Annotated in this window: 15 protein-coding genes and 1 tRNA gene; 11 read left to right on the top strand and 5 right to left on the bottom strand. The window is 35.6% G+C overall.

The window, feature by feature from the left end; translation table 11 throughout:
• Window positions 1–52 precede the first annotated feature (52 nt).
• A complete protein-coding gene (locus ACXAGS_RS01920; protein WP_474904065.1) occupies window positions 53–229 on the top strand; it encodes a hypothetical protein in 177 nt (58 codons plus the stop codon).
• Window positions 230–351: 122 nt separating this feature from the next.
• Here the strand turns inward: ACXAGS_RS01920 and ACXAGS_RS01915 are convergent.
• Both ACXAGS_RS01915 and mce read right to left on the bottom strand, forming a co-directional pair.
• Window positions 352–428, bottom strand: a tRNA-Ile gene (locus ACXAGS_RS01915).
• Window positions 429–485: 57 nt separating this feature from the next.
• Window positions 486–890: a methylmalonyl-CoA epimerase gene (gene mce, locus ACXAGS_RS01910; protein WP_474904063.1), complete on the bottom strand. Its 405-nt coding sequence runs from the start codon at window positions 888–890 to the stop codon at window positions 486–488.
• 69 nt (window positions 891–959) lie between these two features.
• On the opposite strand from mce, the gene rbfA reads away from it, so the two are divergent.
• Together rbfA and ACXAGS_RS01900 are read left to right on the top strand one after the other, a co-directional pair.
• Entirely contained in the window at window positions 960–1,355 is a 396-nt protein-coding gene (gene rbfA, locus ACXAGS_RS01905; RefSeq protein ID WP_010519526.1) for a 30S ribosome-binding factor RbfA, read from the top strand.
• 3 nt (window positions 1,356–1,358) lie between these two features.
• Window positions 1,359–2,573: an ABC transporter permease gene (locus ACXAGS_RS01900; protein ID WP_474904060.1), complete on the top strand. Its 1,215-nt coding sequence runs from the start codon at window positions 1,359–1,361 to the stop codon at window positions 2,571–2,573.
• Here ACXAGS_RS01900 and dusB read toward each other — a convergent pair.
• Together dusB and ACXAGS_RS01890 are read right to left on the bottom strand one after the other, a co-directional pair.
• The gene (gene dusB, locus ACXAGS_RS01895) at window positions 2,570–3,562 is read right to left on the bottom strand and encodes a tRNA dihydrouridine synthase DusB (protein WP_474904059.1); all 993 of its coding nucleotides are present in this window, start codon (window positions 3,560–3,562) and stop codon (window positions 2,570–2,572) included. The two genes, ACXAGS_RS01900 and dusB, sit on opposite strands and share 4 nt — an antisense overlap.
• Window positions 3,563–3,605: 43 nt before the next feature.
• Window positions 3,606–6,020 carry an outer membrane beta-barrel family protein gene (locus tag ACXAGS_RS01890; protein ID WP_474904058.1) on the bottom strand — a complete coding sequence of 805 codons (2,415 nt, stop codon included), beginning with the start codon at window positions 6,018–6,020 and terminating at the stop codon, window positions 3,606–3,608.
• 180 nt (window positions 6,021–6,200) lie between these two features.
• Here ACXAGS_RS01890 and lepA point away from each other — a divergent pair, with 180 nt between their 5' ends.
• The gene (gene lepA / locus ACXAGS_RS01885) at window positions 6,201–7,997 is read left to right on the top strand and encodes a translation elongation factor 4 (protein ID WP_474904056.1); all 1,797 of its coding nucleotides are present in this window, start codon (window positions 6,201–6,203) and stop codon (window positions 7,995–7,997) included.
• A 78-nt stretch (window positions 7,998–8,075) separates the two neighbouring features.
• Here the strand turns inward: lepA and ACXAGS_RS01880 are convergent, their stop codons facing one another.
• Window positions 8,076–9,944, bottom strand: a complete 1,869-nt coding sequence (locus tag ACXAGS_RS01880) for a cation:proton antiporter (RefSeq protein WP_474904055.1) — start codon at window positions 9,942–9,944, stop codon at window positions 8,076–8,078.
• A gap of 196 nt (window positions 9,945–10,140) precedes the next feature.
• Here ACXAGS_RS01880 and ACXAGS_RS01875 point away from each other — a divergent pair, with 196 nt between their 5' ends.
• From ACXAGS_RS01875 to ACXAGS_RS01845, 7 genes are all read left to right on the top strand, one after another.
• Window positions 10,141–10,998, top strand: coding sequence for an MBL fold metallo-hydrolase (locus ACXAGS_RS01875; protein WP_474904053.1), 858 nt, complete (start codon window positions 10,141–10,143; stop codon window positions 10,996–10,998).
• Between the two features lie 23 nt (window positions 10,999–11,021).
• The gene (locus ACXAGS_RS01870) at window positions 11,022–12,665 is read left to right on the top strand and encodes a S8 family peptidase (RefSeq protein WP_474904052.1); all 1,644 of its coding nucleotides are present in this window, start codon (window positions 11,022–11,024) and stop codon (window positions 12,663–12,665) included.
• Between the two features lie 2 nt (window positions 12,666–12,667).
• Window positions 12,668–14,530, top strand: a complete 1,863-nt coding sequence (locus ACXAGS_RS01865; protein WP_474904051.1) for a M1 family metallopeptidase — start codon at window positions 12,668–12,670, stop codon at window positions 14,528–14,530.
• 69 nt (window positions 14,531–14,599) lie between these two features.
• Entirely contained in the window at window positions 14,600–14,977 is a 378-nt protein-coding gene (locus ACXAGS_RS01860) for a ribonuclease P protein component (protein ID WP_474904049.1), read from the top strand.
• Window positions 14,964–16,586, top strand: coding sequence for a S41 family peptidase (locus ACXAGS_RS01855; protein WP_474904791.1), 1,623 nt, complete (start codon window positions 14,964–14,966; stop codon window positions 16,584–16,586). Before ACXAGS_RS01860 ends, ACXAGS_RS01855 begins: the two co-directional genes overlap by 14 nt.
• A gap of 81 nt (window positions 16,587–16,667) precedes the next feature.
• The gene (locus tag ACXAGS_RS01850) at window positions 16,668–18,572 is read left to right on the top strand and encodes a PAS domain-containing protein (RefSeq protein ID WP_474904048.1); all 1,905 of its coding nucleotides are present in this window, start codon (window positions 16,668–16,670) and stop codon (window positions 18,570–18,572) included.
• Window positions 18,573–18,822: 250 nt separating this feature from the next.
• A complete protein-coding gene (locus ACXAGS_RS01845) occupies window positions 18,823–20,313 on the top strand; it encodes a PAS domain S-box protein (protein WP_474904046.1) in 1,491 nt (496 codons plus the stop codon).
• Window positions 20,314–20,315: the final 2 nt, after the last annotated feature.

Below are 20,315 nucleotides of genomic sequence, written 5' to 3'. Positions count from 1 at the left end.
ATATTTTGTTAATTAAAAATTAATTTTTACTTTTAATTAACATTTAAACGAAATGACTACCAAAGCAATTTCATTTGAAAAACGTTTTATACTAGGAGCTGTACTTATTGCCAGTGCAATTGTTTTCTATGGTGTCTTGGTTGCCAACAGTACCAATATTAAAGAAGGAATTACCCAAACTATAAACCAAATAGTACCTGAGTTAGACCAAGGCCTAGCTCAGTTATAAAGTTTCGTGTGATAGCTAACTCGAACAATTAAAAAAACCCTTGTTTAAAGCAAGGGTTTTTTTAATGCCTAAAATTCCGTTAAAATAAAAGCCCTAACATGTACATGTAAGGGCTTTACCGTTGGTGGTCCCACCTGGGCTCGAACCAGGGACCAACTGATTATGAGTCAGCTACTCTAACCAACTGAGCTATAGGACCAATTTCTAGGGGTGCAAAATTATATTTTATTTTCTATTACACCAAAATAATTTAAGCTTATTCCGTTATTTCTTGGCATAATTCTACCAAAACTCCGTTTGTAGTTTTGGGGTGCAAGAAAGCAACCAACTTGTTATCCGCCCCTTTTTTGGGTGTTTCGTTTAAAATGGCAAAGCCCTCTTTTTTTAATCTTAATATTTCTTCCTCAATATTATCTACCGCAAATGCAACGTGGTGCACCCCTTCTCCTTTTTTAGAAAGAAACTTGGCTATTGGGCTATCTTCAGTAGTAGCCTCTAGTAATTCTATTTTGTTGGGTCCGCTTTTAAAAAAGGAGGTGCGCACACCTTCCGTTGCCACTTCTTCAATTTTGTAATGCGGCGTGCCCAAAAGTTTTTCAAATAATAGATTAGCGGCATCTAAGTCTTTTACCGCTATTCCCAAATGTTCAATTTTATTCATGAACTTCTAATTTTTACCTAAAATTACGGGAATAGTTCACATTGCCAATGAAATGAATAATTTTGCAATATGGAACAATCACAAAGACAACGTAAAATAGCTGGTATAATTCAACAAGATATAGCAGAGGTTTTACAACGAGCAGCAACGGATGGTGGGTTAAAAGGAACTTTGATTTCCGTTTCAAAGGTTACTATTACTACAGACTTATCTATTGCCAAAGTTTACGTTTCTATCTTTCCGTCTAAAAACGCAGACGAATTACTCGAGGGAATTAAATCTAATGAGCCATTGATAAAGCATGAATTGGCACAACGCACAAAAAATCAGCTAAGACGGGTACCCAACCTTATTTTTTATAAGGATGATTCTCTTGATTATATTGATGGAATAGAGCAGTCTTTAAAAGGTAGCGAGAATCCTATAGAGGACCGAAGCCTTTTGGATAAGCGGAAAAAATCGTAACCATTGTCATTATCGACTTACATAGCTAGGCGTTACCTACGCTCTAAAAGCAGCCAAAATGCCGTAAACATAATCAATTTTATCACTTTTTTGGTAATTGTTATTGGTGCCGCTGCTTTGTTTATCGTACTATCTGCATTTGCCGGACTTAAGTCGTTTAGTTTACAGTTTACAAACGTTTTTGATCCAGATTTAAAAGCAATTCCTATTGAAGGAAAATTTTTTAGTTTTTCAGAAGAGACTCAGCATCAACTAGAACAATTAGAAAACATAACCTCTTACGCAAAAGAGATTGAGGAGCGTGTTTATCTTAGCTATGATGGTAAAAATCATATAGCGTACATTAAAGGTATTGATGCTGCGTACAAAAAAACCACTGCCATAGACAGCACTCTTGTCTTTGGTAATTGGGGTGTTGCAGAAAACCAAGTAGTAATAGGAATGGGGGTTTTTAATCTTTTAGGTGGCCCATTAAACAATTATACCAAACCTTTAAGTATAATAACCCTAAAGCCCGGAAAAGGTTCTATTTCTGCAAACGCGTTAAGTTCTAACAGCTTTTATAATCAACTTTCTGCTGTTGCCAGTGGTGTCTATTCGGTAGAAGACAATTTAGACAAAAAGTATGTTTTTGCCCAATTACCCGTAACACAAGCATTTTTGGATAAACAACCTTATGAAGTTTCTGGTGTAAATTTTAAAATTAAGGATGAAAACAAACTGAAAGCAACCCAAGCACAACTAAAAACTATTTTTGGAGATAACATTGCTGTTCTAAATAGACGTGAAATTAATGGAACGTTATACCGAATGCTAAATACCGAAAATTTAGCCACATACCTAATTTTTACACTTGTGCTAATAATTGCTCTTTTTAATGTTGTTGGGGCCATTATTATGATGATTTTGGACAAACAACAAAACTCAAGGACCTTGTTTGCTCTGGGTGCAACTATTAATCAATTAAGAAAAATTTACTTTTACCAGGGACTTATGGTAACTACTTTTGGTGGAATTATCGGTCTCTTTTTGGGCGTATTGATTGTGGGGTCGCAAATTGCTTTTAAATGGCTTAAAATAACGCCAAGTTTGGCTTATCCAGTAGAATTTCAGTGGATTAATTTACTAATTGTATTAGCCACCATATCTGTGTTAGGGCTTATTTCTGCTAAAATTGCCAGTAGTCGCATCACAAAGAAACTTTTAGCCTTAAATTAGGCGAACTGGTAATCTGCAAATTTATCCAATACTTCATCAAACGCAGCAAATACATCAGCGGCTTCATCGCTGGTAACCATTTTCATACGGTATTCTTTAAAATGCGGTATTCCTTTAAAATAATTGGTGTAATGCCTTCTAGTCTCAAAAACGCCGAGTTTTTCTCCTTTCCAATCTATACTCATTTGTAGGTGCCTACGTGCAGCTTCTACACGTTGTGCCATGTTTGGCGGTGGTAAATGTTCTCCTGTCCTGAAATAGTGTTTAACTTGATTAAAAAACCATGGATTTCCAATACTGGCACGGCCAATCATTGCTCCGTCCAAACCGAAATCGTCTCGCATTTTTACGGCTGCTTCCGGAGTATCTACATCTCCATTTCCAAAAACCGGAATATGCATTCTTGGATTGTTCTTAACTGCAGCTATGGGCTCCCAATTAGCATTTCCTTTATACATCTGCACCCTGGTTCTACCATGAATAGATATAGCCTTTATGCCTACATCTTGTAATCTTTCTGCAACCTCAACTATTTTGATAGAATCAGAATCCCAGCCCAACCTGGTTTTTACGGTAACAGGTAAGTTGGTGCGTTTTACCAGTGCCTCCGTAAGTTTAACCATAAGTGGAATATCCCTTAAAATGCCAGCGCCGGCATTTTTGGAAACCACCTTTTTAACCGGACACCCAAAATTTATATCTATAATATCTGGTTTGGAACGCTCTACAATGTCCACTGCCTCTAGCATAGAATCCATTTCCGCACCAAATATTTGAATACCCACTGGACGTTCTTTTTCATAAATATCCAACTTCATTACACTTTTGGCCGCATCCCTTATCAGTCCTTCAGATGATATGAATTCCGTATACACCACATCGGCACCATTTTCTTTACAAAGCGCTCTAAAGGGTGGGTCGCTAACGTCTTCCATAGGGGCTAGCAACAATGGAAATTCTGGCAGTTGAATGTCTCCTATCTTTGGCAATTCTTTTACTTTTTGATAGGCAAAATTACAAATTCTAAGAAATCTACTCTGATTTTAATCTATCTCGTTCTCTCTTACTAATTGCTCTTTGATTATCCGACAGCCTAAAGTTGCCGAAATTATAGGTGAATCCAAATCGAACAAATTGGGTTTCAGGTCTTCTTTTGTAATAGTTGTCTTGATTTAGGTATTTAGAGGTGTAGGTAGGTACATATTCTTCCAAAATATCTTCTATTGTTAAGGAAAATGCCGCCCGGTTATTCCATAACGATTTTCTTATACCTAGAGAGAGGTTAATCTGCTCTCCTTGCAAATAGGTTCCAAAAATATAATTTGACATGTAAGAGAAGCCTAGTTCTCCTGTAAAAGTACCATCTTTAGATAAGGTTAGGTAATTTGCCCAATAGGCGTATAGACCATCTACACTAGGTCGTTGTATTACGTTATTGCTTTCTACGGCAATTACATCTAAATGTTCATGAAAAAAAGATATGTAAGCATACAAATACCATGGGTCTATTATACCCTTGCTAAAAGTGATATCAAAACCATACGATATACTTTCTAAAACGTTTTGCTTTAACTCTCTTAGCGTAAGGTTTTCATTGTCTTGAAATATTAAATATTCTATGAGTTGGCCATTATCACTGTAATACAAGTCGAAAAACCACTCATCATTAAAGGTGTAGTTTAAGTTGAAATTTCGATTGAAACTAGCGGTTAACCCAGCATTTCCCTCTTCAAAATCATTCTCATTTACAAAATTCCTAAACGGATTTAAATCATTATACCTTGGACGATCAAGACCTCGATTATAATCGAACGCTAGACTATTTTTTTCGTTAAGCGTATGCAATATGTATAATGATGGAAACAACTCAAAAAAGTTTTGGTCGTTTGCTAATCCTAGGTTCAGGGATGTGCCCTTTGCGTCTGTATACTCTCCTCGAATCCCAGCCTTTATAGACCATTTATCCCAATCTTTTACAAGAGATGCATAGGCGGCATAAATGTTTTCATCATATAAAAAATTATCTGATAAATTCGGGCTTATGGATTCATCTGAGCCTGAGAAATTAAAGTAATCAATGTTACTTTCAGAGTTAATTACAGAAGCTCTTAACCCGGTATCTAATGACCCATTGCCTATGGGCGTTGTTATATCTAATTGACCTGTGAATATTTCAATATCTTGTTTTGAATTTGTATCAAAACCAAAGCTTCTAACTCCATTACCAGTAACATCAAAATAATTAGAAGTAAGTGCTTGTTGAAAATTTTCAGAATAATTGGTGTAATGCGTATTAACCTCCAACTTGGCCCCATCTTTTTTAAATCTATGGGTAAATATAAGGTCTGCAGCAAAATTGGTATTGTCTCTTTCTAATTGGTTTATTGTACGAAATGTAGAATCTATTGTTTTTTGATTGTTCAGAATGGTAGTTACAGAATTACCATTATTGGTCTCATTTGGGTTGTTTAAATAATAGCTTGTAAAATTCAAACTGTTTTTATCGTTTAACTTATAGTCTACTGTTACAGTAGCATTGTGTGATTTTACCCTTTTGAGTTCTTCAAGGTCTGTATCCCAAATAGAAAAAACCTGATTGGCATCATTAATAAAATTAATTCCCTTTTTAGCCTTTCTAATTTCTTTTTTTGGGTTGTAGGAATAATTCGCAAATAGATTTAGTTTATCGGTTTTAAAATAATGACTGGTACCAACACTGTATTTAGGAAAAACAGCTTGGGTATAGGTGCCATTGATACTGCCCTTATAACCCGGTAAAACACTTTTACTCGTAATAATATTTAAAATAGGACCAGATTCTGCATCGTAATTGGCGGGTGGCATTGCCATAACCTCAACAGACTTAATATTTACCCCGGCAAACCCTTTCAACAAATCATTAACCTCATCATTGGAAAGTTGAACTTTTCTGTTGTTTATGTAAATTGTTGCTTTTCGACCCCTTATTAAAAAACCACCTTGATTTTCTATAACTCCTGGAGTACTTTTTAAAATATCTAAAGTTGATCCTTGACTAACTACCGTGTTTTCTACGTTAAAAACAATCCGATCTGCAAGTCTTTTAACCGTAGGCTTCTGCGCGGCTACAACTACTTCATTTAACTCTTCTACATTTAAGGGTATAATTAGTGCTCCTATCTGAACGCTTTCTTTTACATCTATACCCAATAAGGAAGACTGATTGTTAATATAGCTTGCTTTTAAAAAATAAAGCGCTGGTTCTACTTCTTCAAACACAAAAACACCTTCTTCAGATGCAGATGTTCCCTTTATGTAGGTAGAGTCTTTTGCGCTCAATAAAAGTACATTAGCGAATGAGATGGGTTGGCCATCTTGGTCAATTACTTTACCAGTAACATCAAACGTTTGTGAATATGATAACGATACAGAAAGGCTAATGAGTAAGAGGGAACATAATCTAAGCATGGTTAGTTGGTTATGCTTCAAATCTAGTAAATTATTTTTTTGGCAGTAATAACTTATCGCATTTTAAACCATATTTTAAAAATATGGCCAAAAATTGCCAATTACCCTTATGGCCGCTTTATTTTTTAAGTAATCAAAATTCCTTATAGTATCTTTGCATATTTAAAAATCATTCCTTGAATGAAGCACATAAGAAACTTCTGCATTATTGCACATATAGACCATGGTAAAAGTACCCTGGCAGATCGCCTGTTGGATTTTACCGGTTCTGTTACCGAAAGAGAAAAACAAGACCAATTGCTGGACAGCATGGACTTGGAACGCGAACGTGGCATTACCATTAAAAGTCACGCCATACAGATGGATTACAATTTTAAGGGGGAAACTTATGTCCTGAATCTTATTGACACTCCCGGTCACGTAGATTTTTCATACGAAGTTTCTAGGTCTATAGCGGCATGTGAAGGGGCTTTGTTGGTTGTAGATGCCGCCCAAAGCATACAGGCCCAAACCATTTCTAACTTATACTTGGCATTAGAAAACGATTTGGAAATTATTCCAGTGTTAAACAAGGTAGACCTTCCTAGTGCTAATCCAGAAGAGGTTACGGATGATATTGTAGACTTATTAGGTTGTGCTCCGGAAGATGTTATACCGGCCAGTGCTAAAACAGGCATAGGAATTGAAGAAATATTAGAAGCTATCATCAATAGGGTTCCTGCTCCAGAAGGTAATCCAGAAGAACCTTTACAGGCGTTGGTTTTTGACTCGGTCTATAATCCATTTAGAGGTGTAGAGACCTATTTTAGGGTTTTAAACGGCGAAATAAAAAAGGGTCAGAAAATTAAATTCATGGCAACGGGCAAAAGTTACTTTGCCGATGAAATTGGTACGCTTAAACTAGTACAGCATCCAAAACAAAAAATTAGCACCGGAGATGTTGGTTATCTAATAACCGGTATAAAAGATGCTAGGGAGGTAAAGGTGGGTGATACCATTACGCTAACAGACAACCCATCTACAAGACCCATAGCAGGTTTTGAAGATGTAAAACCAATGGTTTTTGCGGGTATTTATCCGGTAGACACTGAAGATTTTGAGGAATTACGCTCATCTATGGAAAAGCTTCAGTTAAATGATGCTTCTCTTGTGTTTGCTCCAGAAAGTAGTGCTGCTCTTGGTTTTGGTTTCCGTTGTGGTTTCTTAGGCATGCTGCACATGGAAATTATTCAAGAACGTTTGGAGCGAGAGTTTAATATGACCGTTATTACAACGGTACCCAACGTAAGTTACCACGCGTTTACCACTAAAAATACTGAAGAGGTTTTAATTGTAAACAATCCTTCAGATTTACCAGACCCATCTACGCTAGACCGCGTAGAGGAACCCTACATTAAGGCAACTATTATTACAAAATCTGATTTTGTTGGTAACGTAATGTCTTTATGTATAGATAAGCGTGGCCAAATTACCAATCAAACCTATTTAACACCAGAGCGTGTAGAATTAAGTTTTGATATGCCGTTGGCAGAAATTGTATTTGACTTTTACGACCGCTTAAAAACCGTTTCTAAGGGTTATGCTTCTTTTGATTATGCCCCAATAGGAATGCGTGTATCTAAATTGGTGCGAGTAGATATATTATTAAACGCACAGCCAGTAGACGCCTTGTCTGCTTTGGTACATTTTGATAATGCACAAACCATTGGTAAAAAAATGTGCGAGAAGTTAAAAGAACTTATCCCAAGGCAACAGTTTGATATTCCTATACAAGCTGCAATTGGGTCTAAGATTATATCCAGGGAAACTATAAAAGCGCTTAGAAAAGACGTAACGGCAAAATGTTATGGTGGAGATATTTCTAGAAAGCGTAAACTTTTAGAAAAGCAGAAGAAAGGTAAAAAACGTATGCGGCAAGTGGGTAATGTAGAAATACCACAGCAAGCCTTCATGGCAGTTTTAAAACTGAACGATTAATAAAAAAGCGGCAAGTTTGCCGCTTTTTTGATTTTATAACATAATTTTCAAGAACTATTTGAGATTAGAAACCCTGCGCTATTCATTTAAATTAGTTTCTTCTGTATTATTAAGTTGTTCTTCTATAAATTCAAATTCTTCTCCCAAATAGACCAATTGGCTACCTTCTTCTATCTCTGTGAATTCTTTACTAAAAGAAGGGATGATAACTAAATCGCCGTCTGGTTGTTTTAAAAATAAGGGTATAATAGCATTATTGGCTTTTGTAAGCTCTATCATAGCTTCATAATGCTCCCGGTCTTTAATTGTAATTTCGTGGATTGTACTATTCTTTCTCGCAGTTTCGGTTAGCTTGATAAAATCATCCGTATGTGAAAATAAACCCTCTTTTGGGTTATTGTCCGGGTTATTCATTTCGTCCGAATCTACCAACCTAAACGAACCATTTTCACCAAACTGTGAAGTAAATTTTTCAATTGCGAATTTGTTAATGTCCGAGTTTCCTGTCATGGCCATTAAGTAGCCCATATCATTTAACTCAATATTGTCTGTTAGTGTATCTGAATAAATATCTGCAACAAAAGCCTCTAGCCCAGAGGCTTTAGCTTTTTCTATATTATTCTGATTACTATCTATCAGCACCACATGTCTTTTGTTCTTTTTCAAATACTTGGCAATTAACCTAGAAACCTTTGATGCGCCAATAATTAAAATACCTTCGGACTTAGTAAGGAAAACGCCAACCAAACGTGCAAAAAGCCTAGCGGTAGTTGCATTTAACAATACCGTACCCAAAACAATTACAAAAACCAGTGGTGTAATGTATTCGGCACCAACTTCACCTTTGGCCAATAATTTAGAGCCAAACAAAGAGGCTATACCTGCGGCAACTATACCCCTAGGACCAACCCATCCAATAAACAAGCGTTCTTTTAATTTTAAATTAGAGCCTTGGGTGCTCAAGAAAACCCCAATGGGCCGTATTACAAATACTACTACCAAGAATAACCAAACGGTATTCCAATTCAGTAATAGTTCAAGGTCAGATATATTAATGTTCGCCGCAAGTAAAATAAACAGAATGGATATTAACAAGACGCTTAAAGATTCTTTAAAATAAAGTAGCTCTTTTAGATTAGGTAAGTTCATGTTACCCAATACCATACCCATTACCACAACCGCTAAAAGGCCAGATTCATGCGCAAACAAATCTGATTCTACAAAAACCAGTAAAACTGCGGATAAAGAAACAACGTTTAATAGGTAGTGGGGTATAAAATTTCTTTTTATGGCAAATGCAAGGGCATGCGCAAACGTAAAGCCAAAAGTGCTACCAAATAAAATTATTTTACCAAACTCTATCAAAGCCGTTTGTGTATATCCAGAACCTTCACCAACACTAATAAATTCAAATACCAATACAGCAACCAAAGCACCTATTGGGTCTATTAGTATACCTTCCCATTTTAATACCGTAGAAACATCTTTTTTAAGCGGTATGTTTCTAAGAATTGGAGTTATTACGGTTGGGCCTGTTACTATAATTAACGCTGAAAATAAAAATGAAATTTGCCATGAAAGGTCAAACAAATAATGCGCCGCTACCCCAGCCCCAAAAAATGTAACCACAGAACCCACTATAATAAGCTTTGTAATTACCGGACCAACATTAGCAATTTCTGAACGTTTTAGGGTAAGTCCTCCTTCAAATAGAATTATACTTATGGCAAGCGAAACAAAATAATACAATCCTTCTCCAGGAAAAAGCCCTTTTTCACCATTCCAAATGGGCTCAATTAATTTTTGACCATCTTCTGTAAACAAGGTTGCAATAGGCCCTACCAAAAGACCAATTAAAATTAGCGGAAGAATGGCGGGTAATTTTAGACGCCAAGCCACCCATTGTGCAATAATACCCAATATGATTATACCTGCTAATTCTACCATACTTTAAATTTTTTGGTAAAATAACCTTTTTCTTTTAAAATCATTACTTCTAAGAGGTATAGAAAACTAAATGACGACTTGGTTAAATTGAATAGAAAACCATTTGTTAAAAAAGAAATAATAATAAGATGTTTTTAAGGTGATTACACCTTGGTTTCTTATTTTACGTGCCATTTTAGTATAGATTTTAGACTACATGACAATATATCCCGTTGAAACAGGAAATTTTAAATTAGATGGTGGTGCTATGTTTGGCGTAGTACCTAAAACAATTTGGAACAAAACAAATCCTGCAGACTACAACAATCTAATTGATATTGCCGCCCGTTCCCTTTTAATAGAAGACGGCAACCGTTTAATTTTAATTGACACGGGATTGGGTAATAAACAATCCGATAAATTTTTTAGCTATTACCATAGGTGGGGAAGTCATACCATAGAAAATTCCTTGGGTAACCTTGGGTTTTCTAAAGATGATATTACCGATGTTTTTTTAACACACCTACATTTTGATCATTCTGGTGGCTGTATCCAATGGAACAAAGACAGAACTGGTTACGAACCAGCCTTTAAAAATGCGAACTTCTGGACCAATGAGGAGCATTGGCAGTGGGCAACAAAACCAAATGCTAGGGAAAAGGCCTCCTTTTTAAAGGAAAACCTATTGCCTATGCAAGAAAGTGGTCAGTTGTGTTTTATAGAACGGGGCAACGCTACGTTTTTAAAGACATCAGAGCTGGGTTTTGGAATACGGTTTGTAGATGGCCATACCGATAAACAAATGCTTCCGTATATTAATTATAAGGGTAAAACATTGGTTTTTATGGCAGATTTAATACCAACCGTAGGGCACATTCCCCTACCTTATGTTATGGGCTATGATACCAGACCATTACTAACCCTAGATGAAAAAAACAGCTTTTTAGATAGTGCTGTTAAAGATGAACTTTTGCTGTTTTTTGAGCATGACGCACACAATCAAATCTGTTCTTTAAAACAAACTGAAAAAGGTGCTCGAGTTGATAATATATTTAGCTTTAGCGAGCTATTTTAAATACTAAAACTAAACTTGTTTACATGATAAAATTGACTAAAACTGCTTTAGTGGCCTTTTCTGGGTCTTTTTTGGTGGGTTGTGGAGCCACTACTTTAGTATCTACACCTGTAGAAAATATAGATACATTGCCCCTTAAGGTGATGGAACTCACTGATGCTGAAAAGCAATCTTGGGGACATAAAGATTTACTGATAGATACCATACCTGGTATGAGCGTGGAAAGAGCGTATGCCGATATTTTAAAAAACAAAAAGGGAAGTACCGTTATAGTTGCTGTATTGGATTCTGGAATGGATTTGGACCACGAGGATTTAAACGGTGTACTTTGGACCAATACAAAAGAGATACCAAACAACGGTAAGGACGATGACAATAACGGATTTGTAGATGATCTGCACGGCTATAACTTTTTAGGAGAATCTTATAATGAGCAGCTAGAATATGCTAGAATGCTGCGCCTAAATATTGGTGATGCCGCTAGTTTGGCTAAAGCACAAAAGTTGATAGATGAGGAATATCCTAAAACCCTGCAACAAAAACAACAATATGACCAAATGTACCTTATAGTAGGTAATGCGGATAAAGCTGTTAAAAAAGAATTAGGTCAGGAAAGCTATACCAAACAAGATTTGGCCAAAATACAAACTACCGATCAGGAGCTTTTACAATATGTAGGTGTATTAAAACAAATGTATCAATACGAAGATAGTATAGATGAGGTTTTAGCGCAATTAAAAGAGGGGGTAGAATATTTTACCGAAAAGTTGAACTACAATATAAACGTAGATTTTAATGGAAGAGAAGTGGTAGGAGATAACCCTTATGATTTAAGTGATATTGATTATGGAAATGGCAATCCAAGAAATCTTGTAGAAGATGAATCCCATGGTACCCATGTTGCGGGTATTATTGCGGCAGAAAGAAATAATGGGCTCGGCGTAAATGGTGTTGCCAATAATGTAAAGATTATGAGTATACGGGCCGTTCCAAACGGAGATGAGTATGATAAAGATATTGCTAGGGGCATTAGATACGCTGTAGATAACGGTGCCGCTATCATAAATTGCAGCTTTGGAAAATCTTTTTCTCCAAAAGCAGAATGGGTTTACGATGCCATCTCTTACGCAGCCTCTAAAAATGTATTAATTGTTCATGCTGCCGGAAATGATGGCAATGATTTGGACAATGCCAATAATCCAAACTTCCCTAACGACCATAAATTTATGTCCACAGAATTTACGGATAATGTAATAACCGTAGGGGCCCTTGCTCCAAGTTATGGGTCTAAAATGATTGCATCATTTTCTAATTATGGCAACCAAAATGTAGATGTTTTTGCTCCTGGCGATAATATTTACTCTACTATGCCAAATAATAAATACGAGTTTCAGGGAGGCACGTCTATGGCCGCGCCAGCAGTTAGTGGGGTGGCCGCTTTGTTAAAAGGGCAGTACCCTCAACTAAACGCCAAACAATTAAAGCAAATACTAATGCAATCTGGAATTACTACTAAAACCAGTGTAATTCTTGCCGGTGAAGAAGGGAATACTAAACCGTTTAAACAAGCTTCAAAATCTGGTAAAATGGTAAATGCCTACAATGCATTAATTATGGCAGATAATTTTACCAAAGGAAAAATAAACTTAGATCAAAACGCTAAATAACAATGATTCATTTAATTAAAAAGATTGCCTTTTTAGTAGTATGCGGTATTTCTACCGTATTGGTGGCACAAGGAAACCATACATACTGGCAACAGCATGTAGACTACACCATGGATGTTAACATGGATGTAGAAACATATCAGTATACCGGCTCTCAAAAACTGGTTTACACCAACAACTCACCAGATGTATTAAATCGTGTTTATTATCACTTATACTTTAATGCTTTTCAGCCTGGTAGTGATATGGACATTCGTTTACAAACTATTAAGGATGGTGATAAAAGAATGCTTACCGAAGATGGTAAAAGTAGAATAAGTACATTATCTCCAGAAGAAATTGGTTACTTACATACCGTTTCGTTAACCCAGGATGGTACTCCGGTAAAATTCGCTGAAGAAGGCACAATCTTGGTGGTAGATTTGGCTACCCCAATACAACCCAATAGCAAAACCGTATTAGAAATGGAATTTAAAGGCCAAGTTCCATTGCAAATTAGAAGGTCTGGTAGAAACAGTAAGGAAGGTGTGGCATTGAGTATGAGCCAATGGTACCCTAAATTATCTGAGTACGATTTTGAAGGGTGGCATCCCAATCCATATATAGCTAGAGAATTTCATGGTGTTTGGGGAAATTTTGACGTTAAACTTACCTTGGACAAAAACTACACCGTAGGTGCTAGTGGCTATTTGCAAAATTCTAATGAAATAGGGCATGGTTACCAAGATGCTGGTACCAAGGTTAAAACGAAGGGCAAAACCCTAACCTGGCATTTTAAAGCACCAATGGTTCACGATTTTATGTGGGCGGCCGATCCAGAATATGTGCATGATGTGCTTAAAATGGAAGATGGGCCCACCTTACACTTTCTTTATAAAAACGACCCTAAGCTTACCAAAAACTGGAAAGATTTGCAACCTAAAACCGCAGAGACCATGCGTTTTTTAAGTGCTAATGTAGGTAAGTACCCTTATGACCAATATTCTGTAATTCAAGGTGGCGACGGAGGTATGGAATATGCCATGGGCACCTTAATTACGGGAGACCGTAGCTTTGGAAGCTTGGTTGGGGTAACCGTACATGAGATGGCGCACTCCTGGTTTCAACACGTCTTGGCAACCAATGAATCTAAACATTCGTGGATGGACGAAGGTTTTACCAGCTTTATCAGTAGCCTATGTATGAATCAAGTTATGGATCAAAAAAAAGAAAATCCGTTTGAAGGCTCCTACAAAGGTTATTATGCACTAGTAAATTCTGGTAAAGAACAACCACAAACTACACATGCAGATCGCTACGATTTAAATTTTGCCTATGGTATAGCTGCCTACAGCAAAGGTTCTATCTTTTTATCGCAATTAGGTTATGTAATTGGGCAAGATAAATTAATGGAAACCTTAAAAAAGTATTTTGAGGATTTTAAATTTAAACACCCTACACCCAACGATATTAAAAGAACCGCAGAAAAAGTAAGCGGTATGGAACTAGATTGGTATTTAACAGATTGGACACAGACTACCAACACTATAGATTATGCCATTAACGAAGTAGTTGCAGAAGGAAACAAAACAAAGGTAATATTAGAGCGTAAAGGTCTTATGCCCATGCCATTAGATGTTTTGGTGGTAGATGGTAATGGTAACCAAGAAACGTATTACGTGCCCCTTAGAATGATGCGTGGAGAAAAAGACAACCCCTACCCCAATCTGAAAAGAACCATTAAGGAAGATTGGTCTTGGGCAAAACCCACCTATGAATTGATTATAGACAAACCTTTAAATCAAGTCTTAGGCATATCCATAGACCCTTCTCAATTAATGGCAGATATTGATCGTAACAACAATAACTGGCAAGCAGACCAGTAACAATAATTTTATCCCATAAAAAAACCACCTTGGTGTTGTTCCAAGGTGGTTTTTTTAATTTTGGTGTACATGAACGCATCGCTACCACATAAAGAAAAGCTTAAAGAAAAAATAATCATCGATAAATTATTTTCAGAAGGAAAGACAATTAACGCCTATCCACTAAAGCTTATTTACCTGCCTATTGAAAATAAAATTAATAAGGTAGCTTTTATTGCCCCGAAAAGAACACTTAAAAAAGCCGTAGAACGTAATGCCGTTAAAAGGTTACTAAGAGAGAACTACAGGCTTCAAAAAGAAGTGTTTTTTAACAACATTGAGGCAAATTTTGCGTTCGCCATTTTATACCTTGGTAAGGAAATACCTGAATTTCATTTTATAGAAAAGAAAATGAAGGTACTTTTTCATAAACTTCAGAAAGCACAATCTAATGATGGGCAAAGTTAAAAAGCGGTTTTTGGTTCCTGTTCTTGCGGTAACCTTTTTAATAGTTGGTAGTAGTTTTAAGAGCGATTTTTTTGAAATCGCAAAACAAATTGAAATATTCACCACCCTGTTCAAAGAATTGAATATGAATTATGTGGACGAAACCAACCCAGGAGAATTAATGGATGCTGCCATTAAAAACATGTTAGACGAGTTGGATCCGTATACCAAATTTTTAAATGAACAAGATGTTGAGGAATATCGAATTAACAACGCAGGCCAATATTCTGGAATTGGTGCCCTAGTGCGTTCTTACAAAGACAAACTGTTAATTGTAGAACCATATGAAGGTTACCCTGCGGACAAAGCTGGTTTAAAAGCTGGTGATGAATTAATTAAAATTGGTGAAATAAATGTGGCGGATTTTGATGATAATGCAAGTGAATTATTAAAAGGAGCCAATGATTCTGAAATAAGCGTAACATACCTAAGACAAGGTAAAACCCAACAAACAACAATTAAACGTGGTGGTGTAGAAATAGATGCTGTACCGTTTTATGAAATGGTAGATAACAAAACAGGCTATATAGTTTTGGCCAAATTTAACCGAAAAGCATCTGAGCAAACCAAAGCGGCAATTATAGATTTAAAAGGAAAAGGCGCGGAGCGCCTAATTTTAGATTTAAGAGGTAATCCTGGTGGCTTACTTTCAGAAGCTATCAACGTTACTAATTTATTTGTACAAAAAGGTGAGTTAATAGTTACCACAAAATCCAAGGTTAAAAAATTTAACCAAGAATATAAAACTAAAAACAAGGCATTAGATACAGAAATTCCTTTAGTTGTACTTATCAACGGCAGGAGTGCATCTGCCAGTGAAATTGTTTCTGGCGGATTGCAAGATTTAGACCGCGCAGTTGTTGTTGGGGCTAGAAGTTTTGGAAAAGGCCTTGTGCAACGCCCACTAAAACTAACTTATGGCACACAGCTTAAAGTTACCATATCTAGATATTACACGCCTTCTGGCAGGTGTATACAGGCATTAGACTATTGGAATAGAGATCAAGACGGAAAAGCTATTAGAAACACTACCTTCAATCAATTTAAAACTAAAAACGGTAGAACCGTAGAAGATGGTGGTGGTGTTTTACCGGATATAGAATTGGCTACACAAAAAACCAATGATTTGGTAAGGGCTTTGGACAACAACCATCTAATTTTTGACTTTGCTACGCAATATTACTATCAAAACCCACTGTCTAGTTTGGATCAATTTAATTTTAGCACAACAGACTACAACGCCTTTAAACAATTTGTAGCTAAAAATGGATTCTCGTTTAAAACCAAAAGTGAAACTGTTTTAGAAGCACAATTACATAATGAAGATTCCTTACTTGGGGCTTCCGTAAAAGAAAAATATAAAGAGCTTTTAATTGCTATAGATAAAAGTAAGATAGAAGCTCTAGACACCTATAAGAAAGCAATAGAACATAAGTTAGAGGAGGAGTTAATACCGAGATATTTTTATAGAAAGGGATTGTATAAATATCACTTAAAAAATGATGAAGCTATAAAAACCGCTTCTTCCCTATTAAGTGATTCAAGTAAATATCAATCTATACTTAAATAAAGACTATAAATACATGGTAATCAGATAATTTCTTATTTTTTGTAGGAAATTTACTAACTTAGTGTCCAAAGCAGACCCAAGATGAAAAAAACTGGTGCCACCACAAACCAGGAAATCATCTATATGGACAATAAACGCCATGTAGAAGAAACCTACACTTCTAACACGCTAAAATATCTTAGCGCACTATATAACAATACTAGAGACGTAGTTTGTGTTTTTGATAAAAATGGTATTGTGCTAGATTGCAATATCAAATTACTACAAATCAATAATGTAAGTGATAAACGGGAAATTATTGGCAAACCTGTTTCTAATTTTTTGCCACAGTCTCAACAGCGAATCTTTAACCAAGACCTTGCTCTTTTTTTAAGTGGAAAAAGGCTTACAAACGAAATAAGGGAAATTATAGATGGCGAAGGCAACCATAGATATATAGAATTAAATGTAAAACCTATCTATAAAGAAAGCCTGGAAATAGATTTTATCTTATCCATGTTTCGAGATGTAACCACCGAAGTAGTATCCAATAAAAAATTAGAGAATCAATTATTAGCCTTAGAAGCCACTTCTGATAGTTTTTGGATTTGGGATTTAAAAGACAATCACACTCGTAACAAATCTTTAGAACAAGTTCTAGGTTTTAAGCCAGAAGAATTGGAAGATACCGTTAGTAATTGGTTTAAATTAATGCATCCTTTAGATCGAAAAAAAGTAGAAAGGGGTATAGCAAGACATATAGAATCCAAAGGAAAAATACCATACCAAGTAGAAATAAGATACAAAAATAGCGAAGGGGGAATAACGTATTTACTTACTAGAGGTAAAGTTGTAGAGTGGTCTGCTAATGGCACGCCCTTAAAGATGATCGGCACCGAGACAGACATTACCGCCACAAAAGTTTTAAACCAGGTACAAGAAGAGTTAATTAGGCAAAATGAAACGTTTGAACACGTATTGGAAAGTACAATGGCCGGCTACTGGGATTGGAACATAAAAGACAATATTCAATACTTAAGCCCAACCTTTAAAGCCATGTTTGGTTATAAAGACCATGAGATGAAAAATACGGTTGAATCTTGGCAAAAAATTGTACATCCAGACGATCTACCCAAATTAATTGCAAAGTATAACGAACATATTAGTACAAAAGGACAAACCCCTTACGACTTACAAGTACGTTATTACCACAAAAATGGAAGTATTGTTTGGGTCCTTTGCAAGGGAAAAGTTATTGAATGGGATGCGGAAAATAATCCTATAAGAATGGTAGGCAGCCATATTGATATAACAAATTTAAAAAATTTGGCAAAGAGCAATGAAGACTTAGAAAAGTTTGCTTATTTGGCTAGCCATGACTTACAAGAGCCTTTACGTACCATAAAAGACTTTATCCAAATATTTAAGGAAGAATACGGACAAAAAATAGGTGTAGATGGTAGAAGTTATCTAGAGTTTATAGAAAACTCTTCTGAACGTATGACACAGCTCATTACCGGATTATTGGATTATTCTAAGGTTGGCAAAACAGCACATAAAGAAACGGTAGACCTAAGTACATTAGTAAAAAATGTTTTAAACGATTTAAATACCAGTATAAAACAACATAAAGCAACAATAGAAGTAACCCAATTACCAAAAGTAATTGGTAACCCGGTGGAGTTACACTCCTTATTTCTAAATCTAATAGGAAACGGCCTAAAATTCATCAAAAAAGGACAAAGCCCTGAAATAACTATTACCAAAGGAAATCACAAGGGTATGCTGCAGATTAATATTACGGACAATGGCATAGGTATTCCAAAGGATAAATTAAACTCTGTCTTTGAAATATTTAAGCGATTAAACAGTAATCAAGAATATAGTGGTACCGGTATAGGATTATCTCAATGTAAAAAAATAGTAGAGACACACAATGGCGAAATTTGGTGTGAATCTGAACAGGGTAAAGGAACCACCTTTAGTTTTACCCTCCAAATGGCCTAATATCAATAAGATAAACCTTATTTTTTGTAGGGTTTTAGTTGATTTTTGTAAGATTTTTCTATATTAGCTAATAGGAATCAACTAACCATTATTCTTAACCAAATTTGAATTTCATTTTGCATTTAATGGATGGTCAACAGTTATTCATGTTAAATCATGAATAAAACAGCTTGCGCTTATTTGTTATAATCACTATGAAATTTTTAAAACCAAAGCACCCTATAAATAAGTACCCATAAAATCCCTAGAGTTGAGTTTAGATAGTTATCATAACAATTATTTTAGAAAACATGCTATACCTGCCTTGGATGTTTATCAAGAAATTTTTGAAAACTCACCAGATGTAATTGCTATTCTAGATAATAAGGGCTACATAATAAACTGTAATCAAAAATTGGTAACGGTTCATAAATGCAATCATAAAGACCAACTCATAGGTAAGCATGTAATGGAATTTGGTACGGAACAAGCCAAAGAACAGCACAAAATAGATTGGTTGCAACTAGAACAAGGAATTGCACTTAAAGGTACCATTAGAAAGAATATAGACGCCCATGGTAACGAGGTTTGGATAAAACTTAATAGCATTCCCAAATTAGATAAAAACCAAAAGTTAAGTTATGTTGTTTCTATAATTAAAGATATTACCCAAGAAATATCTTATCAGGAGAAATATGCCGAACAAACATTGCTTTTTGACAAGGTATTAAATACTACCGGCATTGGTTTTTGGGAATGGAACTTAAATAAGAACAAAGGCTACATAAGTAAGTCTTTCAAGAAAATTTTTGGTTACGAAAATGAGCCAGAGGCCAATAAATCAGAATTTTGGAAATCTAAAATACTAACAGAAGACCTGTCTAAATCCATTTCTGGATTTAAAAAGCACATTGCAAGTAAAGGTTCCATTCCTTTTGAAGGAGAAGTAAGGTACAGGCACAAAAATGGGTCTGTAATTTGGGGTTATAGTAAAGCGCAGATTATAGAATGGGATAAGAATAATTTTCCCCTAAAAATTGTAGGTACGCTAACAGATATTTCTAAATTAAAACAGCTAAGTAACAGTAACAAAAATTTAGAACAATTTGCCTACACTGCAAGCCATGATCTACAAGAACCAATTAAAACTATTGCTAGTCTACTAGATTTATTTATAAGCGATTATCAAGCTATTCTAGATGAAGAAGGCACCTCCCATTTGAATTTGATTTTAGATGAGACAAAAAAAATGGAGCGTTTGGTTTCTGGTTTATTAGACTATTCTAAACTGGAAGGTAATGCCAACAAAACCACGGTAAATTTAAACGAAGTGGTGAAAAATAGCTTGGATAGTCTGGGTCGCGTTATTAAAGAAAAGAATGCAAAAATTAGCGTTTCAAATTTACCAAGTGCTCATGGTAGTGAAACAGAATTAAATTCCTTATTTCTTAACTTAATAGGCAATGCCTTGAAGTTTACTAAAGAAAATACTACCCCTATCATAAGTATAACCGGAGAGGAAACAGCAACCCATATAGAGATTAGTATCAGTGATAATGGAATTGGAATTGCCAAAAAAAACCTCACGGAAATATTTAATCTATTTACCAGATTACACAGCAATGAAACTTATACAGGTACAGGTATAGGATTGGCCCATTGTAAAAAGTTAATTGAAAATATGGGTGGCAATCTTTGGGTAGATAGTGCTGTTGGGTTAGGGAGTACCTTTAAATTTACCATACCATTAAACACTAATTAAGA

The sequence above is a fragment of the Croceivirga sp. ABH4_376 genome, from assembly GCF_056160685.1.
Note: the sequence above shows the minus strand (reverse complement) of the source record. Positions and strands in the feature narration are given on the sequence as shown.